The following is a 24,850-nucleotide window of genomic DNA, read 5'->3' as shown; positions in this document are numbered from 1 at the left end:
AGTCCGCTTTTCCTATTATGTCAAGGTTTTTATAATATTCAGCTTATCTGGGAAGGCGTAACTTCCTTTCCGGGAAAGGCTTGCGAATACCGTTAGGAGAGTCCTGGTACCAGTAGGCAACGGAACAGATGTCATCCGATCTTTCGAAAAGACCAATATCATCATTTCCTATTTGTTGAAGAGTAACACGGATACCGGAATGGAATGCAATCGGATCAGGCAAATGCCAGCGATATAAACCATGCATGGGAAGTGCATCATCACCAAAGCTATGCATATCATTGAGCTTTGCTTTCTCAAAAAAGTCTCTGGTTGAATCACGTCGGGAGTAAAAAGGATAGCCGGTAAATAATTTTGAAAAATTAGTTACAGTTGGAAGATCCCCAATTCGTTTGTGATGGAAAGCCCAGGCTCCACCGAAATAATCCTCGGTTCCAGTTGAAGAAATAGAGGGATATTCCTTGTCGGAGTCTATATAGAATTTAAACTCACCTTCACCCCACCAATAGCGGGATAACGCCGTAATTGCTAAATAAGTGCCAACGTAGTATCCATATCCTGCTATATCGTCAATTAAAACATAGTCCTGTTTTGGAGTAGTATTCCAGTCTCTGCGCCAATATGCATGAAAATAAAGACGATTAGGATCAATTTCTTTTGGAATAGCGTAATTAATTGTATAAAAGAAAGAAGTAATGTCTTTTGGATGTTCGTTTGTTATTGTAAATCGTGCACTTTTCATAAATGGCATTTCAAAATAGCAATTCATGCCACCTACAGGGTTTACCACAATTGGTAAAGAATCGATATCACAGCGTTCACCAAATCCGTTACAAAAGAAATCACCAAGGGGAGATTCAACGGCAGGAAGTTCAGAGTCGTCCCAATAAATTCGTAAAACAAGATCACGTAATACAAAACCGCCGAGTTCACTTAAGTTTCGGACAGTCATCCAAAAATGACGGATGATGCCTGGTCCTGTTATGTGGGCAATAGTAGTCTCCTCGCCTGTTGGCAAGCAGATACTGCCATTTCCTTTCCGACCTGGCCCCAGAACTCCAGATGCGTGGCAGGCACCGCCAGGGATACCTGTTAAATTCTCTGGTGAGATACAACGAGATTCTTCGTCTGAAAAAATTGTTACGTTATTTAAATAATTCATTTACGTATATACTCCTTTTTACGCTAATAAGGATGCAATATATACGAACAGTTATCAGCATGCTAACTATAACATACATATGTAAAAATAACAAGAATTTCCCTTTAAGATGAGGCGTAAATATAAGTAATGATAAGACATTTGATAAAAGCTAATCCTGCTTCGTTGACACAACTGCTGCTTCTGCCATATACTGAAACTATCTGAAATTTTTGTAAAGTGGATACAAAAGAGGGGATCGACATGAGGGTAGAACTTGTACAATCACAGAAGCAGACATTGTCACAGAACATGATTCAGTCGGTGGAAATCTTGCAGATGAGTTCTGTGGAGCTGGCAGATTACATCAAAGAGCAGTCTATGGGAAATCCGGTGATGGATCTGGATGAGCATATGCCGGAGAATAAACAAGAAGAGCGCCTGAAGAAGTTGGAGTGGCTGACCGGTCTGGATGAGCAGAACCGTGCATATTATCGGTATGATCAGGAAGATGAGGACAAAGACAATTATCTGAATAATATCAGTGCCCCGAATGCAGAGACATTGAAGGATGTGTTGATGCAGCAACTTTTGAGTAATTCTTACAGCAAAGAAGAGGATAGAGTATTTGAGTATATTGCAGATAATCTGGATACGTCTGGTTTCTTGAAACTTTCTGTCGCGGAGATGGCAGAGCAGCTTGGAAGCAAAGAAGAGATTGTGAAGAATTGTCTTGATATTATGAAAGAACTGGAACCAGTTGGAGTCTGCGCCTATGATGTGAAAGAATGTCTATGCCTGCAGTTAAAAAAGAATTATGAAGACTGTGAGGTAGAATTGGCAATCATTCAGGATGGAATGGAACTGCTGGGAAAGAAGCAACTACAGACCCTTGCAAAAATTATTCACGTTCCAGTGGATCGGATCAAACTGGCAAGAGACCGAATCTGCACATTGAATCCAAAGCCGGCGCAGGGGTACTCTACCGGAGAAATGACCCAGTATATTGTGCCGGATGCGGTTGTAGTAAAGTTCAAAGACTATTTTGAAATTCTTTTGAATGATTATTCCTGTCCATCGTTCCATATCAGCAAAGAATACATACAGATGCTGAAAACAGAACCAATTGCGGAAGTGAAGGACTACCTTTCTAAAAAGATAGAACAGGCCGAGCAGATTCAGAAATGTATTATAAAGAGAAATTCTACTTTGATGAATCTTGTAAACTGTATTGTGAAAGAACAACAGGATTTTTTCCGGAAAGGAGAAATGTATCTGCGGCCATTTCGCATGAGCGAGGCGGCGGAGCTTCTTTCGGTGCATGAGTCAACGATAAGCCGTGCAATCAAGAATAAATATCTGCAGTGCTGTTGGGGGACTTATCCGCTTGGTTACTTTTTCCCGAAAGGACTCCAGAATACGGATGAAGAGTCAGTTGCTTCCCTTCATGTGAAGGAAGAACTTCGTAAGATGATGGAAGAAGAAAATAAAAAGCATCCTCTAAGCGATCAGCAGATGGCAGATCTGTTTGCAAAAAGGGGAACGAAGATATCCCGGAGAACAGTAGCAAAGTACCGGGAAGAACTGGGGTTTGCCAACTGCAGGGAACGAAAAGAATGACCTGTGAAAACAAACCAGCATCAGGAGAAGAATTTGTTATTATCACGCTTTTTTGGCTATAATAAACCAGGTTGCAGCATGTACTGATTCAGATTTCAATAGCTGATCAGTACAGCGCACATCCTGATATCCGATTCCTTTTAATATTTGTAAGATCCACTCAGGCTCATATAGATGTTCCTGAATCTTCTCTGTATGAATCAACTTATCCCCTTCAAATAAATCTGCCTGTAATGTTACAAACTGCTCTTTCGGATGATAGATCTGAAACTGCAGACGCTTTCCATCAAGTTCTCCCATATCAACTGGCTCACAGTCAGCTTCCTCGCCAGGACGCAAAAAATCAAATAGGAAAATGCCGCCTGGATTCAGATAGGAATATACATTCTTCATCACCTTTTTCACATCCTCCGGCTCCAGGATATGATTGATCGCATCACAGGTACTGGTTACCAGATCAAAGTTCATCTCAGGCTTCCAGTCGATCATATTTCCCTGCTGAAAAACAATATGAGGATAATTCTGCTTTGCCATGGCAATCATCCCATGAGACAAATCCATTCCCATAGTTTCAATTCCATGCTCAGCTATCATATTGCAAAGGATGCCGGTACCACATCCCAGGTCAAGCATATTGTTGATATGTAATCCTTGCTCATCGATCCAACGAAGCAAAAGTTGAGCAAAGGATTCTGGATAATAATTCCAGCCAAATGCATCATATATTTTGCTAAAAATATCACTGTACATAAATCATTCCTCAAAAGAACATCTGAAGATGTATCATATTCACATGCTAGTATAGAAAGAGATTGATTTTAGTATATATTTTCCATATTATGCTGTCAACGAAACTTCCTTGCAGGGCAGTAAGTTTTGCGCAATCTTCTTCTTTATGCTAGAATAAAAGCGGTTCTAACATGAGAGAGGATTACAACAAATGAACATTTTAAATATTGAGCATGTCAGCAAGTTATATGGTGACAAATGGATCTTCGACGACATTTCCTGTGGAATTCAGGAAGGGGAGAAGATCGGTATTATCGGAATTAATGGAACAGGTAAGACGACGCTTCTTCGGATCATTGCGGGAACGGAGGAGCCGGATCAGGGACAGGTGATTCGCCAGAATGGTGCGAAGATTGCCTATCTGACTCAGCTGCATGAATTCCCGGAGGAGGAGACGGTGCTTTCCTATGTGATATCCGGTTCCGCAGCGGTGAAGGGCAGCTGGGGCGGAGCTGATGCCGGAGAAGCGGACATTATGGAGCATGAGGCAAGAAGTATGCTGAATACCCTTGGTATCCTGGAGCATGATGCTAAAATGGGTACGTTATCAGGAGGGCAGAAGAAGCGTGCGGCACTGGCGAGAACATTGCTTTTGCCGTCGGATATTCTGATTCTGGACGAGCCAACCAACCATCTGGATGAGGATATGATCCGGTGGCTGGAGCAGTATCTGAGAAGATACCGCGGAACGGTGATTACCGTTACCCATGATCGTTATTTCCTGGACCAGGTGACAAACCGGATTCTGGAGATCAGCCGTGGTAAGATTTACAGCTATGATGCGAACTATTCGAAATTTCTGGAATTAAAGGCACAACGGGAAGAGATGGAGCTGGCGACGGAACGGAAGCGACAGAGCATTCTTCGGATGGAGCTGGAATGGGCAGCCAGAGGATGCCGGGCAAGGACCACCAAGCAGAGAGCGCGTCTGGATCGCCTGGAAGCTTTGAAAGCCGGAAAAGCGCCAGTATTTGACAAGGCCCTGGAACTGGATTCTGTGGAGACCAGAATGGGCAAGAAAACCATCGAGCTTCATCATGTTTCCAAGAGTTATGAAGGCAGAAAGATTGTAGAAGATTTCGATTATATTTTTCTGAAAAATCAGACCGTGGCGTTTGTGGGCTCCAATGGCTGTGGAAAATCTACCCTTCTGAAAATGATTGCCGGACAGATTCTGCCGGATGAGGGCAGCGTGGAATTTGGAGAAACCATTCAAATGGGATATTTTGCCCAGGAAATTCCGCAGATGGATGAAAATCAGCGGGTGATCGATTACGTAAAGGATATTGCAGAATATATTCCCACCCGAGACGGGCGAATTACGGCCTCCCAGATGCTGGAACGGTTTCTGTTTACGCCGGACATGCAGTATGCACCCATTGGAAAGCTTTCCGGAGGAGAGAAACGGCGGCTCTATCTGCTGGGTGTGCTGCAGCAGGGACCCAATGTACTGGTTATGGATGAGGTGACCAACGAGCTTGACATCCCGACACTGACCATACTGGAAGATTATCTGAATTCCTTTATTGGTATTGTGATTCTGGTATCCCATGACCGCTATTTTCTTGATAATGTGGCAGACCGTATTTTCGCGTTTGATGGAAATGGACATTTTCGCCAGTATGAGGGCGGTTATACGGAGTATCTGGATGCGAAGAACCGGGAAAACGGAAGTACAGCTGAGGAAAAATCCTTCGGTGCCAGAGCAGCTTCCGGTGCAGAGACTGCCAGTGGAAAGAAAAAAGCCACCTGGGATAAGGGTGAGAAGAAGTTAAAGTTTTCTTATAAGGAACAGAAGGAATTCGAGACCATTGATGATGACATCGCGGCACTGGAACAGAAGATCGAGGAACTGGATGCAGAGATGGCAGTCCATGCCAGTCAGTACAGCCGTCTGGCAGAGCTGACGGAAGAAAAGGAAAAAGTACAGGCAGAGCTGGACGAGAAGATGGAGCGTTGGATGTATTTGACGGAACTGAATGAGAAAATTGAAGCGCAGAAATGAGCTTGCAGTGCGCTGGATGAAAGCGTATAATTTTCTTCAAAAATATATGTTGGGAGGAACTAGAAGATGAGAATGTTTGTATTCAGCATGCGTACGTTTGACGAACTTCCATGTTTTGAAAAATACTGCCCCAAATACGGGATCGAGTATGATTATACGACGGAGACACCTTGCATGGATAATTTGGATCTGGCGAAAGGTTACGACGTGGTCAATGTCATCACGACGGTGTTCGATCAGCCAATGCTCAAAAAACTTCATGATATGGGTGTGAAATGTATTGCCACCAGAACAATCGGTTACGATCACATTGATGTGGACTATGCAAAAAGTCTTGGAATGGGGGTCATCCATATCAGTTATTCTCCCAACAGTGTAGCTGACTATGCGATTATGATGATGCTCATGGGACTACGCAGAATGCCTCATATTATGGAACGGGCCAGCATACAGGATTATACTCTGAAGGGAAAGATTGGACGGGAACTTCCGGACTGCACCGTCGGTGTAATTGGTACGGGAAGAATTGGCCGCACCGTGATCCGGCATTTATCCGGATTTGGCTGTAAGATGCTTGCCTATGATCTCTATGAAAATGAGGAAGTGAAACAGTATGCCGAGTATACGGATCTTGATACTCTTCTGAAAAATTCCGATGTGATTACGCTTCATGCTCCGGCGACCGATGACAACTATCATATGATTGATGCAGCTGCTATCGAAAAAATGAAGCAGGATGTAGTAATCATCAACTGTGCCCGTGGAGCGCTGATGGATACGGATGCACTGATTGACGGTATCGAGAGCGGGAAAGTCGGCTTTGCAGGCCTTGATGTAGTGGAACATGAGAGCGGTCTTTATTATTTTAACCGGATGGGAGAACCGCTTCACAATCCGAAGCTGGCAATTTTAAGATCCTATTCCAATGTGCTGGTAAGCCCGCATACAGCATTCTATACGGAGGAAGCAGTTGCCAATATGGCGGAAAACTCCATCATCGGAGCAATGAAATATATGAATGGTGAGGATACACCGTATCTGGTATAAAGAAAGTACAGTTTGCAGCCGGGATTTTTAATGAGATTCCGGCTGTTAATTTGCATAATGACAAATAATATTCAGATAATATAAAAATAATTAAAATATTTGCAAATAACTATTGACAAATAGAGAAAGTTATTGTAATATAAGATCACAAACAAGAAAGAGATACAAAATCTCAGAAAGACGAGGTACAGTCCAATGGGACGGTAATCACAAAAGTCTAAAAAAATAATCTTGGAAGGAGATTATAAAGGTGAAACTTCAGATTGATAGGTGAGGAGCCATTCGAAAAATAAAAATTCGAATGGCTCTTTCCTTTTGCGAAGAAATAAAAGTAGGGGTGGCTTTTTTTCGGGTTTGTCGGTATAATAAATACGATCAGAGAAACGTGTAGGAACGGGCTTGGGGAGGATCGACACATGTACGGATATGACAGCAGGGTAAGAGTATCAGAAGTAGACGAGAATCGGAAAATGACACTTAATGCGGTATTGAATTATTTTCAGGACTGCAGTAGTTTTCATTCAGAAGATCTGGGAGTGGGAGCCGTATTTCTGGAGAATAGAAACCGGATGTGGGTATTAAGTTCCTGGAAGATAGTGATTCGGCGTTATCCGGAGATGACAGAGCATATTCGTGTGGAAACCTGGCCCTATGAATTTTCAAAGATAACCGGAAGAAGGAATTTCCGAATGCTGGACGGACAGGGAGAAGTTGTGGCCTGGGCGGACACGCTGTGGGTTTACATGGATACTGTACGGATGCGTCCCTGCAAACTGGAAAAGGATGTGGTAGACGCTTACACCATGGAACCAAAGCTTGATATGGAGTATGAGGATGACCATATTCAGATTCCGGAGGAACTGGAGAAGAAAGAATCCTTCCCTATTCATAGTTACCATCTGGATGTGAATCACCATGTAAATAACGGACAGTATGTACAGATGGCGGCGGAATATCTGCCGGAAGATTTTGAGATTCACCAGATGCGGGCGGAATATAAGAAGTCTGCTGTGCTCGGAGATGTGATTTATCCGGGTGTGAAGGTGAGTCCGGACGGAGTGACAGTGGTTCTGGGGGATCAGAACGAAAAGCCTTATGCGGTAATAGAATTTCGATAGGAGAAAGAGATGCAGTTAGGAAAGACACAGCCCTTGACAATTGTAAAAAAGGTAGATTTTGGCGTATATCTGGCAGCGCCGGAAGCACCGGAAGAGAGAGTATTGCTTCCTGCCAAACAGGTGCCGGAAGGAGCACAGACCGGAGATGAACTGGAAGTATTCTTGTATAAGGATTCCAAGGACCGCCTGATTGCCACCACCGCAGAGCCGAAGATCCACCTGGGGGAAGCAGCAAGATTACAGGTAAAAGAAGTGACGAAGATCGGAGCATTTCTGGACTGGGGACTGGAGAAGGATCTGTTCCTTCCCTTCAAGCAGCAGACCAGAAAAGTAAAGGCGGGAGATGAAGTGCTGGTAGGTCTTTATACAGACAAGAGCAGCCGTCTGTGCGCCACCATGAACGTATATGAATATCTTTCCAAAGAGAGTCCTTATAAGAAGGATGACCGGGTAAAAGGAACTATTTATGAAATCAGCGAGAATTTCGGTGCCTTTGTGGCTGTGGATGATCTGTATTCCGGATTGATTCCGAAACGGGAATTTTTCGGACAGGCGAAGATCGGCGACGTAGTGGAGACCCGTGTCACCAGAGTCAAAGAGGACGGCAAACTGGATTTGAGTCTCCGCGAGAAGACTTATCTTCAGATTGAAAAAGATGCGGAACAGGTCATGAAAGTCATCGATGAATTTGCCGGTGTGCTGCCGTTTACGGATAAGGCTACACCAGAGGTTATCAGCCGTGAGATGTCCATGAGCAAGAACGCTTTTAAGCGTGCAGTAGGACACCTTTTAAAAGAAGAAAAAATCGAGATTTCCGAGAAATGCATTCGTAAAAAAACTGCTTGCAATCCTGAGAAGTCTTGAGTATAATGAGAAGCGAAGAAGAAGAAAGGAGATTAAGAGCATGAAAGTACAGAATATCAAAGACGTAAACAAATTCTTTGACGTAGTAGACAGCTGTAAAGGTAGAGTAGAGTTAGTAACAGGAGAAGGAGACAGACTGAACCTGAAATCAAAACTGTGTCAGTATGTATCCCTTGCAAATATTTTCTCCAATGGTGAGATTCCGGAACTGGAAATTATCGCATATGAGAAAGAGGACATTGACAAACTGTTATCCTTCATGATCAACGGTTAATTTAAAAAGAATGAAACGGGCGCAACGATCCGGGAACGGGTTGCTGCGCCTTTTTGTATATGAAAAACTCTTGCGAGAGATTTTATTGAATGAGGGACAGAGAATATGAATTTTGTACATCTGCATGTACACACGGAGTACAGTCTGCTGGACGGGTCCAATAAGATAAAAGAGTATGTGGCGCGGGTGAAAGAGCTGGGGATGAACAGTGCTGCCATCACGGACCATGGTGTTATGTACGGTGTGATCGATTTTTACCGGGAGGCGCGGGCACAGGGAATCAAGCCAATCCTTGGCTGCGAGGTCTATGTGGCGCCGGGATCCCGTTTTGATAAAGAAGCAGGCAGCGGAGACGACCGTTATCATCATCTGGTGCTGCTGGCGGAAAATAATAAAGGTTATCAGAATCTGATGAAGATTGTTTCCATCGGATTTACGGAAGGCTTCTATTATAAACCTCGTGTGGATAAGGAGATTCTTCGAAAATATCATGAAGGAATTATTGCGACCAGTGCCTGTCTGGCCGGAGAGGTGCAGAGAAATGTGCTCCGGGGCATGTATGAGGAAGCCTGCAAGTCTGCCGGGGAGTATGAGGAGATTTTCGGAAAGGGAAATTTCTTCCTGGAGCTGCAGGATCATGGACTGCCAGAGCAGAAGCAGGTGAATCAGGCGTTGCTCCGTATGAGCAGAGAGTTGCATATAGAATTGGTGGCTACTAATGATATTCATTATACCTATGCAGAAGATGTGAAGCCTCACGATATCCTGCTCTGCCTGCAGACAGGAAAACGTTTGTCGGACGAAGACAGGATGCGTTATGAGGGCGGACAGTATTTTGTAAAATCTCCGGAGGAAATGGCACAGTTATTTCCTTACGCATTACAGGCGCTGGAAAACACTCAGAAAATTGCAGACCGCTGCAATGTAGAGATTGAATTTGGCGTGACTAAGCTGCCGAAATATGATGTGCCGGATGGCTATACATCCTGGGAGTATTTGAATAAGCTCTGCTGGGACGGATTTGCAAAACGTTACCCGGAGGATGATGGCCATCTAAGAGACCAGTTGACTTATGAACTATCTATCATCCAGAAGATGGGGTATGTGGACTATTTCCTGATCGTATGGGATTTTATCAAATATTCCAGAGATCATGGGATTGCCGTAGGACCGGGGCGAGGTTCCGCAGCCGGAAGCCTGGTTTCTTATACGTTAGGAATCACTAATATTGATCCGGCCAGATACCAATTGCTGTTTGAACGTTTTTTGAACCCGGAACGTGTTTCCATGCCAGATATTGACGTTGACTTCTGCTATGAGAGGCGGCAGGAAGTCATTGATTATGTGGTTCGTAAATACGGCAAAGACCGGGTGGCACAGATTGTCACTTTCGGTACGCTGGCGGCCCGCGGTGTGTTAAGAGACGTGGGAAGAGTCATGGATCTTCCCTATGCATTTGTGGACTCCATTGCTAAGATGGTGCCGCAGGAGCTGAATATTACCCTCGATAAAGCACTTCAGATGAATCCGGAATTCCGGAATCTCTATGAGAGCAATGAGCAGGTAAAAGAACTGGTGGACATGTCCAAACGACTGGAAGGTCTGCCGCGTCACACCTCCATGCATGCTGCGGGCGTTGTCATCAGCCAGAAAGCAGTAGATGAATATGTGCCGCTTTCCAGAGGGTCAGATGGCTCTGTCACCACGCAGTTCACTATGACTACGTTGGAAGAGCTGGGTCTTCTGAAAATGGATTTCCTCGGTTTGCGTACACTGACGGTTATTCAGAATGCAGTTCGGTTTGCAGAACAGAGCAGTGGAAAGCAGATCAACATCGATGAGATTGATTATAATGATAAAGCAGTGCTGGATTCTTTGGGAACGGGAAAGACGGATGGTGTGTTCCAGTTAGAAAGTACGGGTATGAAGAACTTCATGAAAGAACTGAAGCCTCAGAGTCTGGAAGATATTATCGCAGGTATTTCCCTGTATCGTCCGGGTCCTATGGACTTTATTCCTCAGTATATCCGAGGGAAAAATAATCCGGACAGTATCACCTATGACTGCCCGGAGCTGGAATCTATTCTGGAACCGACCTATGGCTGTATCGTGTACCAGGAGCAGGTTATGCAGATCGTGCAGAAGCTGGCGGGCTATACCTTGGGCCGTGCAGACCTGGTGCGTCGTGCCATGTCTAAGAAGAAAGCAGCTGTCATGCAGCAGGAACGCCAGAACTTTGTATATGGAAATGAAGCAGAGCATGTACCAGGGTGTATTTCTAATGGTATTTCTGAGCAGGTGGCAAATAAAATCTATGATGATATGATTGATTTTGCCAAATATGCATTCAATAAATCTCATGCGGCCGCTTACGCGGTAGTGGCCTATCAGACAGCCTGGCTGAAATATTATTATCCGGTAGAGTTTATGGCGGCTTTAATGACATCCGTCATTGATAATTCTTCTAAGGTATCGGAATATATTCTTACCTGCCGGCAGATGGGAATTCAGATTCTGCCGCCAGACATTAATGAAAGTGTCAGTGCATTTTCCGTATCAAACGGTGCTATCCGTTATGGACTTAATGCCATTAAAAGTGTAGGAAAACCTGTGATTGAAGAGATCATTCAGGAACGGAAAGAAAGAGGTAATTTTGAAGATCTGGCGGATTTCATCAACCGGATGTCTGGTCATGAGGTTAATAAGCGTGCAGTAGAAAACTTTATCAAGGCAGGTGCCTTTGACTGTTTTCCGGCCAACCGGCGTCAGATGATGATGATCTACGGACAGATTATGGATGATGCCGCACAGAAAAAGAAGAAAGACTTCGCAGGTCAGATCAGTCTTTTTGATTTTGCGGCGGAAGAGGATAAGGCTGCTTTTAAGATTAAGATTCCACAGGTGTCTGAATATGGAAAAGAAGATCTGCTGGCTTTTGAAAAAGAAGTATTGGGATTCTATATCAGCGGGCACCCGCTGGAGGAGTATGAAGAACAGTGGAAGCGAGGAATTTCCCATGTGACCGCAGATTTCCTGCCGCCGGAAGAAGGCGAGGAACAGCGCATCCGGGATGGAGAGCGGGCCATTGTGGGTGGTATGATTACATCCAAGACCATGAAGGCAACGAAAAATAATAAAATGATGGCCTTTATCACCGTGGAAGATCTGGTAGGCAGTGTGGAAGTGATTGTATTTCCGAGGGATTATGAGAAAAATGCGAGCATGCTCAATGTGGACAGCAAAGTGTTTGTGAGCGGACGTATTTCTGCAGAGGAAGACAGGGCGAGCAAACTGATTCTGGAAAAAATCGTGCCCTTTGATATTCCGAAAAAGGAGCTTTGGATTCAGTTTTCCGATATGGAAGAGTACAGTAGAAGAGAGCAGGAGCTGTACCGGGCACTTATGGACAGCGAGGGTGAAGACGAAGTCATCATCTACGTCAGAAAAGAGAAGAAAAAGAAAATTCTTCCGGCCAGCCGGAATGTCCATGTGAGCGATCTGCTGCTGGAAAAACTGAGCCTGGATTTTGGAGAGAAAAACGTAAAAGCAGTCCAGAAGCGTATTGAAAATATGGAAAAAATGAATTAGAATGTGGAAGAGACTTGTTTTGGATAACTGTTTGCGGAGGAAGCGACCATGGCAAAAGAGATAAAGACAATTGGTGTTTTGACAAGCGGCGGAGACGCGCCGGGAATGAATGCAGCTATTCGGGCGGTGGTAAGAAAAGCCTGTGCTGCAGGAAAGAACGTGAAAGGAATCCGGAGAGGCTATCAGGGACTTCTGGAGGAAGATATCATCGATATGTCCAGACATTCGGTCAGTGATATTGTGGACAAGGGAGGTACCATCCTGTTCACTGCCCGCTGTGCGGAATTCCGTACGGAGGAAGGGCAGAAGAAAGGCGCCGAGATTTGCAGAAAACACGGTATTGACGGTCTGGTTGTTATTGGCGGAGATGGTTCTTATGCAGGAGCGCAGAAGCTTGCAGCGTTGGGAATTAATACAGTGGGCGTGCCGGGAACCATTGACCTTGACATTGCCTGTACCGAGTATACCATCGGATTTGATACCGCAGTAAATACAGCTATGCAGGCAATTGATAAAGTACGTGATACGTCGACGTCACATGAGCGCTGCAGTATTATCGAGGTTATGGGACGTAATGCTGGTTATATTGCACTCTGGTGCGGTATTGCCAATGGAGCAGAGGATATTCTGATTCCGGAGCGCTATGATTATGATGAGCAGAAGATCATCAACAATATTATCAGCAATCGTAAAAAAGGAAAGAAACATCATATTATCATCAATGCAGAGGGGATTGGACATTCCACATCCATGGCAAGAAGGATTGAGGCAGCTACCGGTGTAGAGACCAGAGCCACCATTCTTGGTTATATGCAGCGAGGAGGAAGTCCAACCTGTCGTGACCGTGTTTATGCAACTATGATGGGTTCCATGGCCGTGGATTTGCTCTGTGCAGGAAAGACCAACCGAGTGGTAGGATATCAGCACGGAGAGTTTCGTGATTTTGACATCGATGATGCACTGGGTATGAGAAAAGATATTTCTAATTATATGATCGAAGTTGCAGGAGATATGGCGAAATAATGATTACAAGCACATCCAATCCGCAAGTGAAGAACCTGCAGCAGTTGAAGAAAAAAGCATCTGCCAGAAATGAGCAGGATGCCTTTCTGGTAGAAGGTATTAAGATGTTCCAGGAAGCTCCCGGGGAACGGATTCAGAAACTCTATGTGTCCAAAAGCCTTTATGACGAGAAAGGGGCGGCATTTTTCGGGAACAGCGAACTGGAAGTACTGGATGACAGGGTGTATGCATCAGTCAGTGATACAAAAACGCCTCAGGGAGTGCTGTGTGTCATGAAACAGTATCATTACAGCCTGGATGATTTGGCTGGAAAGAAGCATCCGTTTCTCATGATTCTGGAAAATCTGCAGGATCCGGGGAATTTGGGCACCATTCTTCGTACAGCAGAGGGTGCTGGTGTGGATGGCGTGATTTTGAGCCGTACCTCTGTGGATATTTATAATCCAAAGACGATTCGTGCTACCATGGGCTCTATATACCGGATGCCGTTCCTCTATGTGGATCAGCTGGAAGAAATTCTGCCGGAACTTAAGAGGCGTGGAATTCGAACTTATGCGGCACATCTGCAGGGAAAAAACTGTTACGACGAAGAAAATTATAAAGAGGGAACTGCATTCCTTATCGGCAATGAGGGCAATGGGCTCACGGAGGGCTTAAGCAACTGTGCCGATGTATGGATTCGTATTCCCATGCATGGAAAACTGGAATCGTTAAATGCGGCAGTGGCCGCTTCGGTTCTGATGTACGAGGTCTGCCGACAGCGTCGGTAGATCTCTTTTTTTTCCTGAAATTGCGTTAAATGTTCTGAAAGTTGACAAAATTATTATTTTCTGTTAAACTCTTTGCAATATATGTAACAATTCTGTAATATATTTTCTCTCGATATCATAATATATAGGGGAGAAAACAAATGACGGGAGGAATTTCGTATGTTGAAAAGAGGGATGATCATTATTGGTATGACCGCCATGTGGCTGGGACTGACTGGATTTGCAAGTCTGGGAAATGAAGGGGAGAATACCTGGAATGCAGTTCTGGAAGATCTGACACCGGAACAGATGGATGAAGTTCTGGCAGGCAGTGAGTGGACAGGACGAGTGATGGCAAAGGTGGATGAGTCGGTCAGCGTGAGAGAAGAGGCCAATACAGATTCTGCGGTTGTGGGGAAAATGTTCCGTGGAGATGCAGGTGAGATTCTGGAGCAGACAGACGGCTGGACCGAGATTCAGTCCGGAGATGTGACTGGATGGGTCAACGATGAATATCTGGCATTTGGTTTGGAAGCGGCAAAGCGTGCGGAAGAAGATGTACCGAAGATTGCAACGGTAACGACGGATGCTCTGAAGGTGCGGGATGAACCGAGCACCGAGGCATCGGTTATTGACCTGATCGGCAGAGGCGAGAAGATCGAAGTTGGGGATGAACAGGATGGATGGCTGGAAATCCTTTATGCCGATGGGGAAAAAGACTACATTTCTGCGGAGTATGTGGAAGTGACTTGCGAGTATGGGGAGGCTAAGACCATCGCGGAGATAGAGGCAGAGGAAGCTGCCAGAAAAGCAGAAGAGGAGAAAGCCAAGAGAACAAAGAATCTGGGAGCTGTTGCAGCAAGTGGCGATGAGGTGACGCTTCTGGCGGCACTTATTCAGGCCGAGAGCGGCAATCAGCCTTATGAGGGACAGCTGGCAGTGGGTGCTGTGGTTATGAATCGTGTGAGAAGTGGCAGTTATCCGAATAGTATTCAGGGTGTTATCTCTCAGCCGGGACAGTTCGGGCCGGCGGCAACCGGACAGGTGGCATCTATTATGGCAAATGGTCCCAAGTCCAGTTGTATGCAGGCCGCACAGGCGGCTATCAACGGAGAGACCGTCATTGGGAATCTGACTCATTTCAAACGTGCCGGCAGCACGGATGGAATCGTCATTGGGGCTCACGTATTCTACTAAAAAATCGAAGTGACAGGCCATGAAGACCTGTCACTTCTTTCCGTCAGTTGAAAGACAGCATAAAAATTTTTTTGAAAAATTTAAAAAAAGTAGTTGACAGGTGCGGCGATTTATAGTATGATACCACTTGTCGCGAGCGAGACAACAACTTCGTAAACAACCCGAAAGGGTTTTTACATACAACAATAAGGCCTGTAAGGGCTTTCACATATAACAGCAAACCCGAAAGGGTTTTACATATATGCGGGTGTAGTTCAATGGTAGAACACTAGCCTTCCAAGCTAGATACGTGGGTTCGATTCCCATCACCCGCTTTACCCGAAAGGGTTTACATATAGATATGCACGAGTGGCTCAGTGGTGGAGTATCGCCTTGCCAAGGCGAGGGTCGCGGGTTCGAATCCCGTCTCGTGCTCTTGGTTTATAAAAGAAATGCTGAAGAATCAAGCATTTCTTTTTTTTATCCCTTGTATACAAATGTATACAGATTATTTCAAATAGCATAAATCTTTTGACTAGAGATTACTGACACTCTTAAAATCAATTCTAAGGTCTAAATTATAATAAAATTCTTTATAAAATCCGATCTAAAATGATTTAGACGATAAAGTATACTCTAAACTGATTTTTTTTGAAATTTATAATAAATTTATTATAAAATTCTATGCTAATGCTTTTTGCATTAAATCATAAGTCTCTGCATCAGTGGCAGTATTGTAGACATATGATAAAGTTGTCTCAAGATTTGTATGTCCCATTTGTTCCCGGACAAAATCCAATGCAACACCTGCATTAGCAAGACGGCTTGCAAATGTCTTACGCATTTTATGAGATCGCTTTACGATTTTATCATTACGCTCTGCATATTTCTCAAGAACATACTGAATTTGACGACTAGTAAGCCTTTCCCCATTTCGCATAAAGACATATTCACCTTGTCGATCAATCTGATTGAATAATTCCAGTGCCTGTGGAATTAACGTAACATATCTGTCTTCATGAGTTTTTGTATGATCTTCAATCTCATAAGTGTTAGTCTCTTGATTGCGTACTTCCTCACGTACTACATGCAAATTCAGATTTTCAATATCAGCCCATTTAAGTGCAACAAGTTCGCCAACTCTTAACCCTAAGAGGAAGTTAATCCGTACTGCATAAAATGAAGCATCATGAGTATCAGAAATCATACTGTCTAAATATGAATTGAGTTCTGGCAATTCACTATTATTGAAGACTTCGGTCTTTGCTGATTTTTTAGCAATTTGTCTGAACTTTACAGTGATTTTAAGATCATGCATAAGATTAGTGGATATGTACTTTTTAGTAAAAGCAAGATCATACATTCCATTCAAAATCGTTTTTGCATTTTGCCATTCCTTGTGGCTCATATTGAAATTTTTAATAATCTGACAACATTCCTCTTCAAGTTTGAGAGAATCAATCTTATTGAATTTCATCTTATCAAGTTTTGAATTAGCAAAATATCTGTTGTAATGTTGTCTATGTCTTACAATCGTATTGACTGAAGAAGTAGTCAATTTTTTGTGTTCAAGCCATTCTGTATACACATCATGAAATGTTAAGTTGTCAATGTACGTATTCTGAAAATAAAGATCAACTAATTTAGTTAGAACTTCATCTTCAGTTTTGCCCTTGATATTTTTACGTTTGCCAGTTGTTTGATCAACAAACATAGTTTGATAACGTCCATCAGATGCAAGAGCAATTTTATATTTGTGCATTTTTAGTACCTGTTGTTTTTTAGTAGCCATAATACTTTGATGCACAGCGCTCATATCTATAATACCTAGATCTATTGCTTCAGTCAATTCTCTATTTGTCATAAACATATATCCCTTCAGTTGTTTACTAGGAATATGAATTTTATTGAACAAAAGAAACTCGAAAAAAAGTTATATATAGAAATTCGCAAAAAAAGCTCCCGGCAGGGCTCCCAGCGGGCCCAGTGAAAAGATGATACAAGCGAAGCGAAGTGTCATTTTTACTACTGGGTTAGTATTTGACACAGCCATTAAATGAATATTATAGCCACAAAGAAAAATAAGGCTGGCGTAAAGACAGCCGACACACAAACATGGATGGTGCAATTTCACATTAAAGATGAACCCTGTCTGACATAATCACTAAAAGGAAGGTGATTACATGGATAATAAAACACTATCTCTGCACGGGGGCAGAATGGCAAGTATAGAGCATAATAGACGTGTACAAGGTAAAGAGGGAAAGCATTCAACAATTAAAAATGAACTATCAGATAACAATGTTACGTTGATAGATATAGACATCAAAGAAGCATATAAACAACTGTTTCAAGATGCTGTAGACGATTATAATAAAACACAAAAACGATCTGACAGAAAAATTAAAAACTATTACTCAAAAGTACGTAGCGATAAGAAGAAAAACACACATTATGAATACATTTTTCAGTTGGGGAACATAAAAAACAGGATTGATGATGATACATTTGTTGCAGTATGTGCTGACTATGTAGCATCATTCCAAGAACGCAATCAGAACTTATATCTTATTGGAGCATATATTCATTTGGACGAAGAAGCAAGCGCACACATGCATCTTGATTATATCCCGATCGGACATTATGACAAAGGTATGCGATTACAGGCATCAAGCAACAAAGCATTTGAAGAATTGACAGGTTATAAATCACAAAGCAAAAGAGACACAGCACAAATTAAATGGCAAGAGTCCGAGCGTGAGTATATCAGAGAGTTTTGCAAACAATATGATATTGAAATCGTAGACGGCGATTCTAAAGGTAAAAAGTCATTGTCTATTGCAGAATATAAGGCACAGCAGGATATGATGCAGGCACAACAAACAATAGAACAAGCAGAACTGTTAAAACAAAATGCAGATGCTGAAATACAGCGCCAGGACGCTCGTAAACTGAAAGCAAAGCAACAAGCAGATAAAATGATACTTGCAGAACAACAACGTGCTGACAGGGCAATTACGGACGTGCAAAAACAAATAGATGAAATGAATAATACACTAGATGATGAGACAAAAAAGTTTAATGAAATCGGACAAAAATTAAATAATGAATACAATGATCTAGTATCACGTAATGAGCAGACTAAAGCAAAATTGAACAAGCAATTAGATGTATTAGATAAGACTGAACAAATGATATCAGATCATATTAACACAGTCATTGACCAAGTGCCCGGATTCGATCAGATTGCAAAGCATATTGGAATAAAAATCAACAAAGACATAGACAAATTAAATCAGTCAATCAATGAATTAGATGACCTTGAGCGTTAGAATTGCATACAGTGTTTCATAGCATGATACATGGTATGCAATTACAGTTATTATCAACACTTTTCTGACATACTAGAAGTAGATAAAAGCAGAAAGGGGTTATATATATGACATTAGCAGATCTCAAGAACATGAGCAACACAGAACTAATTGAAATTGCAAATGCAATAGACAAACAGACAGCATCATTTAAGCAGATAACAAATGCAGAGTTCTCATATACAGCATTTAGCAACGAGCTGAAACGGCGCAACATAAGACGTATATACGTTGATTCAGATAGTACAAATAAGATAACAGTAGATGCAAGTAATAAGACATGTAAGACTGTGAGACAGCAATATACAGTCAGCAAAGATGTAGCAGAAATGTGGAAATCATTTATACAAGAAGTTGACGTAAAATATCCATCAACGCTATTAGATGCTGCACTCCTGCAGATGATGAATACATACTACAATGATCGTTTAGATATTAAAAGATGAAACATGAGACTTATATTCAAAAATGAGTATAAGTCTTTTTTTATAATGAATTTATTATAAAACTCATAAAAAAGGCATTTAATGGGGAATTTATCGACTAATTTACTTTAGATCAGATTTTATAATGAATTTCATTATAATTTAGAGTGTAGAATTGGTTTTAAATACTTGCTTAAGCCACCGGCCAGGTAGATGTAAAATATAGATCATCCCGTATAGACAAAAGCATACTAGCGGAGATGAGTCCGATTGCCAACACATTCCATTCGTCCTAGATGTGATTTTCAATACCTGCAATAGCCAAAAAATAAAAGTATAGCCAAAACATAATAAATTTTATTATAAATTCTAATAAAAATATATCTAGGGTATACTTTATCGTCTAAATCATTCTAGATCGGATTTTATAATGAATTTCATTATAATTTAGACCTTAGAATTGATTTTAAGAACTACTCTTCAGACTTATCCAAATTTTCAAGCGCATACTCGCATAAAGTAATGACAAGTTGATTCACTGATATGTTTTTATCTTGAGCAACTTGGCTCATTTCTTCAACAAGTGATTTAGGCATTCTATATGTACGATTAACATACTCACGTTTTTCGATCTTCAGCATAACAATTATTCCTTTCACATCTATTATAATGTGTTGGAATATGGTAATATATACATGATATTACACGCAAAATATACAATATAAAGTGGGGTATAATATGAAACTGAATGACAAGATTCTTGAGGAGTATGAAAAAGACCCTATACGGTGTCAAAAGTGGGCGGACAGAAGATGCTTTTATTTGAAATACATATGGCCGTTGCTTCATCCGATACAGAATTATCAACTCAAAAAATTTACAACACAATCGAATGAAATGCTCCAAAAAATAAAAACAAGGCTACATGAAAAAGAGCTACTGCAAAAATACGAACACTTGACACCTGAACAAGTTGACATGATTTGGCAAAAAGTTTTTAGTAATAACGATACAGACTCATAATTTTTTGGGTCTGTATTTTTTTATGTTGTTTATTGATCCATCTGTCATATTAAGAATATACAAATTTGAAAGGAGTCTTAATTATGGCTGTATTAAAACAAACTATTCACATTGCTGTAAATCAAAGTATGATGAGTTATCTTAAAAAGAGAGCTGACGACCATGGTCTTACTATGTGTGGTTTTATCAAATTCATAATTGCACAATACATGGCAAACGACAAGCAGTGGCAAGAACTTAATAGATAATCAAACAAATAGCAATCATTAACTTTCATTATTCTAAAAACTAAAAACAAAAAGTGCGCTAACCTTTTGCACTTTGGCAAGGTACGAAGACAAAGTGTTTTGGCGAGTCTCTTTTGATAAGACAGACTAGCAAACCTTATGTTTCATCATCACAAATTAAAGATCTAGATAATATTTTGTTTCGGAAGATATACTAAGCATTTTGCTTGTTTAGAAAAAGAAGGATCAAATTGAAATCCATAGCAAAATGCCCATAGAATCAAAACTTACCAGAAACAAAATATTAGGCGCTAGATGAAATATAAGTTTGCGAAAGATCGTCTATCAACATAAACAAATATTCCAATCAACTGAATAAGATCTATTCAATACAAATAGTCAATTAAACAAATACAAAAGACACATGAAGAAACCCTACCACGGTACAGGGTTTCGTCTGTGTCGGATTAGACCATCCCCACGGGAATACTCTAAAGAATTTAGGGTGTTCCCACGGGAAGGGTCTGGGTATTCCAGCGGGAACGGTCTAAAATTCAAAAACCTTTCAACCACGGGGAAAATCGGGCCCGCACTTATTATATATGATATATTATGATAAATCATAATAAAATAAAAACAAATAATTAAATAAAATAAAACATAATATAGAAAGGATACATATATATGGACAATAAAATAAAGTCAACATCAAAACAGATATTATTAGATATGATGGTTGCTTGTCCAAGTCATTGCAAAGAAATAGAAGACTTATTAAAATCATTAACAGATGAGGATTTTCAAGATACAGATAATCAATATAGGCTACATCAATATACAGATCACACAATTAGATTTGTACAATCAAGCAACATAAATGCATGTCCACAATTATCGACATTACTTTATGCTCATCCAACTGCACATCATATATTGCACTTAATGATAGAACGTATGTGCAAAGATGGAACAGTATCAATGCAAGTTTATAAAAGCAAAACTAAAAAAACGCAAGGGAATAGTGTACAAGAATTATTGCAATTAAGACCAACAACGATAAGAAATGAAATTCAAACACTAATAGAATGTGGATTCATTGCATTATACAAAAAAGCAGCAGGCCACGATCCCGCGATATATGCAATAAATCCACAAGTAGCAAAAATTGGAAACAAGAGTATAACTGAATCTGCTTTTTGGAACTTAACAACTGACAGTGCATATAAGACATTTAATGAGATGTCGAAAGAGTGTAAAGAATATTTAGTTTCATCATCAGAAAAAGATACTGCAGGTTATACACATTCGACATCTCGATACACTGCAGATGCACCAACATTAGAACCATTTAGTCATGATCCGTCATACTATGAAATAAAAGAACAGTTATAATCATTTATAGTATGACAGATACAAACAAAAAAGAACCACAAAATTAAAAGTTATTCAAAAAAAGGCTGGACAACTTAAAAATATTTTGTTACAATCATCGTTGTTAATCACTTAATTGTGTATGCTAACATGAAAATGTATACAACTTGTATACAAGGAGAGTGAGCGTTGTGCAAACCTCCATTTTACAAGATATTTTGGAGCACGAAGGAGTTCGAATCCCGTCTCGTGCTCTTCTCTAAGATCAGGAATCATTGTTAATTCAATGGTTCCTATTTTTTGCGTTCAGAGGAAAGTGTACACGAATGTATACCGACAAAAGAGCAAAATAAAAAGACCTTGCGGTCTTGAATTTTTCGAGGGAGTGGGGACTCTTTCGAGCCCCCTAAAGTGTTATGAATGAAATACTGATGTGTTCCTGTTACGAGTATTATAATAACAGGGAATTGTGACCAAAATGTGGTCACAAAATAAAGGATTTCTAAAAAGACGAAAGAAATGCGAAACATAAAGAGAAGAAAGTTGCAATCTGCGGGGGATATGTTACAATGAGGCAATGAAAAAGATTTTGCTTGTGGCAGTAAATGCCAAATACATTCATTCCAATCTGGCTGTCTATAGCCTGCGTGCAGCGGCCAGAGCATATGGTGATCAAATTGAGATCGCGGAGTATACAATCAATCAGCAGCCGGATCAGGTGCTGGGGGACATTTATCGAAGGCAGCCGGATGTGGTTGCTTTTTCGTGTTATATCTGGAATGGTGAGATGATAGGAGAACTGCTGCAGGAGCTTCCAAAGGTGCTCCCGCAGGCAGAACTGTGGGTTGGAGGTCCGGAAGTATCCTATGATGCACCAGAATTTCTGAAACGTTACCCGAAGGTCCGCGGTGTCATGCGGGCAGAAGGAGAAAGAAGTTTTTCGAAGCTGGCGTCTTATTATATAGAAGAAAGTGGTACGCTGGAGCAGATTTCCGGTATTACTTACCGAGAAGCATCAGGAGGTCTGCGGGAAAATCCGTGGGCGGAGCCTGTTAATATGGATGAGATACCCTTTGCTTATGAAGATCTGAAGGATTTTAATCATAAGATTATATATTACGAGTCCAGCAGAGGATGTCCATTCCGATGCAGTTACTGCCTTTCCTCTATAGATAAAAGAGTCCGGTTCCGAAGTCTTCCCCTTGTGGAGAAGGAACTGCAGATATTCCTGGATGCACAAGTCCCGCAGGTGAAATTTGTAGATCGTACTTTTAACTGCAATCCGAAACGGACCGTAGAATTGCTTCAGTGGATTTTGGAGCATGACAATGGAATCACTAATTTTCATTTTGAAATTGCCGCAGACATTACAACGGAAGAAGAGCTTGCCATCATGGAGAAGATGCGACCGGGGCTTATTCAGCTGGAGATTGGTGTACAGTCTACCAATCCGAAGACTGTGGAAGCCATTCATCGAACCATGGATCTTAAGAAACTTGAAAAAGTAGTCAGCCGGGTGAAGAGCTTTGGAAATATTCATCAGCATCTGGATCTGATTGCGGGTCTTCCGTATGAAGATGTGAACAGCTTTCAGAAATCTTTTGATGACGTTTATGCCATGAGGCCGGATCAGCTGCAGCTTGGATTTTTGAAGGTGCTGAAAGGCTCCGGTATGCGGGAGGATGCTCCGGGATACGGAATTAACTGGCATGAGAGAGCACCCTATGAAGTGCTGACCACAGACTGGCTTTCCTATGGAGATGTATTGCTCCTAAAGGGCGTGGAAGATATGGTGGAAGTTTACTATAACAGCCGTCAGTTTGACCGGACTATTTCGAAGATTATGGAACGGTATGCATCACCCTTCTTGTTTTTCAAGGAACTGGCAGACTTTTATGATCGGGAAGGCCTGGCCGGTATCGGTCACGCAAGAATTGCCCGGTATGAAATCCTGCGCCGCTTCTTGTCAGAAGAAAAAGGCTGGGAATTGAAAGAATATGAGCAGTGCATGGTGCTGGATCTCTATGCGAGGGAAAATCTCAAAAGCCGCCCGGCATTTGCATCGGATTTAAGTCCGTACAAAGAGCAGTTGAAAATCATGACAAGAGAATATGGCAGACAGGTGCATGTGGAAGTGCTGGAGCGGGAAAGGAGACCGGTTTATGTGATGTTTGACTACCGGACGAGGGATCCGCTGACCGGAGACGCTGTCATGCAGATATTGGAGGAGCCGGAGTGATCAGTCAGTATATTGCATTGGATACGGAGACAACCGGACTGAATCCGGTGAAAGACCGGGTGCTGGAAATCGGTGCAGCCAGAGTCTGCGATGGAAAGGTATGGGAAACCTTTACTACGCTGATTGATACAGGAGTGGAGATTCCTGAACGGATAGTGGAACTGACAGGAATTACGGATGAAATGCAGAACACAGGAAAGAAACCGCAGCAGGCATTTTCAGAATTTCTGGAATTCTGTGGCGATCTGCCCATTCTGGGACATCATATTTCCTTTGATTTCGGATTTTTGAAGCAGGGTGCGGTGAATCTGGGATTCACCTTTGAAAAAGAGGGACTAGATACGCTGATGCTGGCAAGGCAGTTTCTGCCGGATCTGCCGTCCAGAAAACTACCGGATCTCTGTGCACATTATGGAATTGATCCGGGGCATTCCCATCGGGCTCTTGACGATGCACTGGCCACCCATGAACTGTTGTGGAAACTCTGGGCAGAATTCGGGGAGCAGAAGCCGGAAGCTTTTGTAGCAAGAAAGCTGCAGTATAGTGTAAAAAAACAGAGTCCTATGACAGATTCACAAAAAGGATACTTGAATGATTTACTGAAATATCATAGAATAGATACAAATATTCGCATGGAAACTATGACAAAAAGCGAAGCTTCCCGCATGATTGATAAGATTATTTTACAATATGGGAAGATTCCGGGACGCAGAAAAATGCAGGAGGATCGAAAGCATGTATAATGATAAAAAAAGAAGAATTGTAGCGGGCGTGATTGTGGCAATTCTGGTGATTGCCAT

The 24,850-nt window shown here is 41.9% G+C and carries 21 protein-coding genes and 2 tRNA genes; 19 read left to right on the top strand and 4 right to left on the bottom strand.

What is annotated here, in order from left to right:
- Positions 1-43 precede the first annotated feature (43 nt).
- Entirely contained in the window at positions 44-1,162 is a 1,119-nt protein-coding gene (locus tag ACZMB2_RS06020) for a glycoside hydrolase family 172 protein (protein WP_487595976.1), read from the bottom strand.
- Between the two features lie 243 nt (positions 1,163-1,405).
- On the opposite strand from ACZMB2_RS06020, the gene rpoN reads away from it, so the two are divergent.
- Positions 1,406-2,761: an RNA polymerase factor sigma-54 gene (gene rpoN, locus ACZMB2_RS06015; RefSeq protein WP_487595975.1), complete on the top strand. Its 1,356-nt coding sequence runs from the start codon at positions 1,406-1,408 to the stop codon at positions 2,759-2,761.
- A 42-nt stretch (positions 2,762-2,803) separates the two neighbouring features.
- Here the strand turns inward: rpoN and ACZMB2_RS06010 are convergent, their stop codons facing one another.
- The gene (locus tag ACZMB2_RS06010; protein WP_487595974.1) at positions 2,804-3,511 is read right to left on the bottom strand and encodes a class I SAM-dependent DNA methyltransferase; all 708 of its coding nucleotides are present in this window, start codon (positions 3,509-3,511) and stop codon (positions 2,804-2,806) included.
- Positions 3,512-3,701: 190 nt separating this feature from the next.
- Here ACZMB2_RS06010 and ACZMB2_RS06005 point away from each other — a divergent pair, with 190 nt between their 5' ends.
- From ACZMB2_RS06005 to ACZMB2_RS05955, 11 genes are all read left to right on the top strand, one after another.
- On the top strand, positions 3,702-5,555 hold the full coding sequence (locus tag ACZMB2_RS06005) for an ABC-F family ATP-binding cassette domain-containing protein (RefSeq protein WP_487595973.1): 1,854 nt from the start codon (positions 3,702-3,704) through the stop codon (positions 5,553-5,555).
- 66 nt (positions 5,556-5,621) lie between these two features.
- A complete protein-coding gene (locus ACZMB2_RS06000; protein ID WP_487595972.1) occupies positions 5,622-6,602 on the top strand; it encodes a D-isomer specific 2-hydroxyacid dehydrogenase family protein in 981 nt (326 codons plus the stop codon).
- 416 nt (positions 6,603-7,018) lie between these two features.
- Positions 7,019-7,720, top strand: coding sequence for an acyl-[acyl-carrier-protein] thioesterase (locus ACZMB2_RS05995; protein WP_487595971.1), 702 nt, complete (start codon positions 7,019-7,021; stop codon positions 7,718-7,720).
- Positions 7,721-7,729: 9 nt separating this feature from the next.
- Entirely contained in the window at positions 7,730-8,584 is an 855-nt protein-coding gene (locus ACZMB2_RS05990) for a CvfB family protein (RefSeq protein ID WP_487595970.1), read from the top strand.
- 40 nt (positions 8,585-8,624) lie between these two features.
- Positions 8,625-8,858, top strand: coding sequence for a polya polymerase (locus tag ACZMB2_RS05985; protein ID WP_487595969.1), 234 nt, complete (start codon positions 8,625-8,627; stop codon positions 8,856-8,858).
- Positions 8,859-8,963: 105 nt separating this feature from the next.
- On the top strand, positions 8,964-12,446 hold the full coding sequence (locus ACZMB2_RS05980; protein WP_487595968.1) for a DNA polymerase III subunit alpha: 3,483 nt from the start codon (positions 8,964-8,966) through the stop codon (positions 12,444-12,446).
- A gap of 48 nt (positions 12,447-12,494) precedes the next feature.
- Positions 12,495-13,469: a 6-phosphofructokinase gene (pfkA, locus tag ACZMB2_RS05975; protein ID WP_487595967.1), complete on the top strand. Its 975-nt coding sequence runs from the start codon at positions 12,495-12,497 to the stop codon at positions 13,467-13,469.
- Positions 13,469-14,239 carry a TrmH family RNA methyltransferase gene (locus ACZMB2_RS05970; protein ID WP_487595966.1) on the top strand — a complete coding sequence of 257 codons (771 nt, stop codon included), beginning with the start codon at positions 13,469-13,471 and terminating at the stop codon, positions 14,237-14,239. Before pfkA ends, ACZMB2_RS05970 begins: the two co-directional genes overlap by 1 nt.
- A gap of 159 nt (positions 14,240-14,398) precedes the next feature.
- Positions 14,399-15,415 carry a cell wall hydrolase gene (locus ACZMB2_RS05965; protein WP_487595965.1) on the top strand — a complete coding sequence of 339 codons (1,017 nt, stop codon included), beginning with the start codon at positions 14,399-14,401 and terminating at the stop codon, positions 15,413-15,415.
- 243 nt (positions 15,416-15,658) lie between these two features.
- A tRNA-Gly gene (locus ACZMB2_RS05960) sits at positions 15,659-15,729 on the top strand.
- 28 nt (positions 15,730-15,757) lie between these two features.
- Positions 15,758-15,829, top strand: a tRNA-Gly gene (locus ACZMB2_RS05955).
- A 247-nt stretch (positions 15,830-16,076) separates the two neighbouring features.
- Here ACZMB2_RS05955 and ACZMB2_RS05950 read toward each other — a convergent pair.
- Positions 16,077-17,258, bottom strand: a complete 1,182-nt coding sequence (locus ACZMB2_RS05950) for a tyrosine-type recombinase/integrase (protein ID WP_487595964.1) — start codon at positions 17,256-17,258, stop codon at positions 16,077-16,079.
- Positions 17,259-17,577: 319 nt separating this feature from the next.
- On the opposite strand from ACZMB2_RS05950, the gene ACZMB2_RS05945 reads away from it, so the two are divergent.
- Positions 17,578-18,726, top strand: coding sequence for a plasmid recombination protein (locus tag ACZMB2_RS05945; RefSeq protein ID WP_487595963.1), 1,149 nt, complete (start codon positions 17,578-17,580; stop codon positions 18,724-18,726).
- Between the two features lie 107 nt (positions 18,727-18,833).
- Complete coding sequence (locus ACZMB2_RS05940) at positions 18,834-19,211, top strand: hypothetical protein (protein ID WP_487595962.1); 378 nt, start codon at positions 18,834-18,836, stop codon at positions 19,209-19,211.
- 452 nt (positions 19,212-19,663) lie between these two features.
- Here ACZMB2_RS05940 and ACZMB2_RS05935 read toward each other — a convergent pair whose 3' ends face one another.
- Entirely contained in the window at positions 19,664-19,831 is a 168-nt protein-coding gene (locus tag ACZMB2_RS05935) for a hypothetical protein (protein WP_487595961.1), read from the bottom strand.
- 97 nt (positions 19,832-19,928) lie between these two features.
- On the opposite strand from ACZMB2_RS05935, the gene ACZMB2_RS05930 reads away from it, so the two are divergent.
- The 5 genes from ACZMB2_RS05930 (at position 19,929) to ACZMB2_RS05910 (ending at position 24,793) form a co-directional block, all read left to right on the top strand.
- A complete protein-coding gene (locus ACZMB2_RS05930; protein ID WP_487595960.1) occupies positions 19,929-20,213 on the top strand; it encodes a hypothetical protein in 285 nt (94 codons plus the stop codon).
- Positions 20,214-20,296: 83 nt separating this feature from the next.
- A complete protein-coding gene (locus tag ACZMB2_RS05925; RefSeq protein ID WP_487595959.1) occupies positions 20,297-20,461 on the top strand; it encodes a hypothetical protein in 165 nt (54 codons plus the stop codon).
- Positions 20,462-21,124: 663 nt separating this feature from the next.
- Positions 21,125-21,832, top strand: a complete 708-nt coding sequence (locus tag ACZMB2_RS05920; RefSeq protein WP_487595958.1) for a hypothetical protein — start codon at positions 21,125-21,127, stop codon at positions 21,830-21,832.
- Between the two features lie 556 nt (positions 21,833-22,388).
- Positions 22,389-24,050, top strand: coding sequence for a B12-binding domain-containing radical SAM protein (locus tag ACZMB2_RS05915; RefSeq protein ID WP_487595957.1), 1,662 nt, complete (start codon positions 22,389-22,391; stop codon positions 24,048-24,050).
- Positions 24,047-24,793: a 3'-5' exonuclease gene (locus ACZMB2_RS05910; protein WP_487595956.1), complete on the top strand. Its 747-nt coding sequence runs from the start codon at positions 24,047-24,049 to the stop codon at positions 24,791-24,793. Before ACZMB2_RS05915 ends, ACZMB2_RS05910 begins: the two co-directional genes overlap by 4 nt.
- The last annotated feature ends 57 nt before the right edge of the window (positions 24,794-24,850 follow it).

It is taken from the genome of Hominiventricola sp. (genome assembly GCF_057604405.1).
This window is presented reverse-complemented; position numbering and strand designations above follow the sequence as displayed.

Bases quoted from the DNA above. Each gene is read 5' to 3' on its own strand.
- ACZMB2_RS06020 (WP_487595976.1), bottom strand. From the start codon at position 1,162: ATGAATTATTTAAATAACGTAACAATTTTTTCAGACGAAGAATCTCGT.
- rpoN (WP_487595975.1), top strand. From the start codon at position 1,406: ATGAGGGTAGAACTTGTACAATCACAGAAGCAGACATTGTCACAGAAC.
- ACZMB2_RS06010 (WP_487595974.1), bottom strand. From the start codon at position 3,511: ATGTACAGTGATATTTTTAGCAAAATATATGATGCATTTGGCTGGAAT.
- ACZMB2_RS06005 (WP_487595973.1), top strand. From the start codon at position 3,702: ATGAACATTTTAAATATTGAGCATGTCAGCAAGTTATATGGTGACAAA.
- ACZMB2_RS06000 (WP_487595972.1), top strand. From the start codon at position 5,622: ATGAGAATGTTTGTATTCAGCATGCGTACGTTTGACGAACTTCCATGT.
- ACZMB2_RS05995 (WP_487595971.1), top strand. From the start codon at position 7,019: ATGTACGGATATGACAGCAGGGTAAGAGTATCAGAAGTAGACGAGAAT.
- ACZMB2_RS05990 (WP_487595970.1), top strand. From the start codon at position 7,730: ATGCAGTTAGGAAAGACACAGCCCTTGACAATTGTAAAAAAGGTAGAT.
- ACZMB2_RS05985 (WP_487595969.1), top strand. From the start codon at position 8,625: ATGAAAGTACAGAATATCAAAGACGTAAACAAATTCTTTGACGTAGTA.
- ACZMB2_RS05980 (WP_487595968.1), top strand. From the start codon at position 8,964: ATGAATTTTGTACATCTGCATGTACACACGGAGTACAGTCTGCTGGAC.
- pfkA (WP_487595967.1), top strand. From the start codon at position 12,495: ATGGCAAAAGAGATAAAGACAATTGGTGTTTTGACAAGCGGCGGAGAC.
- ACZMB2_RS05970 (WP_487595966.1), top strand. From the start codon at position 13,469: ATGATTACAAGCACATCCAATCCGCAAGTGAAGAACCTGCAGCAGTTG.
- ACZMB2_RS05965 (WP_487595965.1), top strand. From the start codon at position 14,399: ATGTTGAAAAGAGGGATGATCATTATTGGTATGACCGCCATGTGGCTG.
- ACZMB2_RS05950 (WP_487595964.1), bottom strand. From the start codon at position 17,258: ATGACAAATAGAGAATTGACTGAAGCAATAGATCTAGGTATTATAGAT.
- ACZMB2_RS05945 (WP_487595963.1), top strand. From the start codon at position 17,578: ATGGATAATAAAACACTATCTCTGCACGGGGGCAGAATGGCAAGTATA.
- ACZMB2_RS05940 (WP_487595962.1), top strand. From the start codon at position 18,834: ATGACATTAGCAGATCTCAAGAACATGAGCAACACAGAACTAATTGAA.
- ACZMB2_RS05935 (WP_487595961.1), bottom strand. From the start codon at position 19,831: ATGCTGAAGATCGAAAAACGTGAGTATGTTAATCGTACATATAGAATG.
- ACZMB2_RS05930 (WP_487595960.1), top strand. From the start codon at position 19,929: ATGAAACTGAATGACAAGATTCTTGAGGAGTATGAAAAAGACCCTATA.
- ACZMB2_RS05925 (WP_487595959.1), top strand. From the start codon at position 20,297: ATGGCTGTATTAAAACAAACTATTCACATTGCTGTAAATCAAAGTATG.
- ACZMB2_RS05920 (WP_487595958.1), top strand. From the start codon at position 21,125: ATGGACAATAAAATAAAGTCAACATCAAAACAGATATTATTAGATATG.
- ACZMB2_RS05915 (WP_487595957.1), top strand. From the start codon at position 22,389: ATGAAAAAGATTTTGCTTGTGGCAGTAAATGCCAAATACATTCATTCC.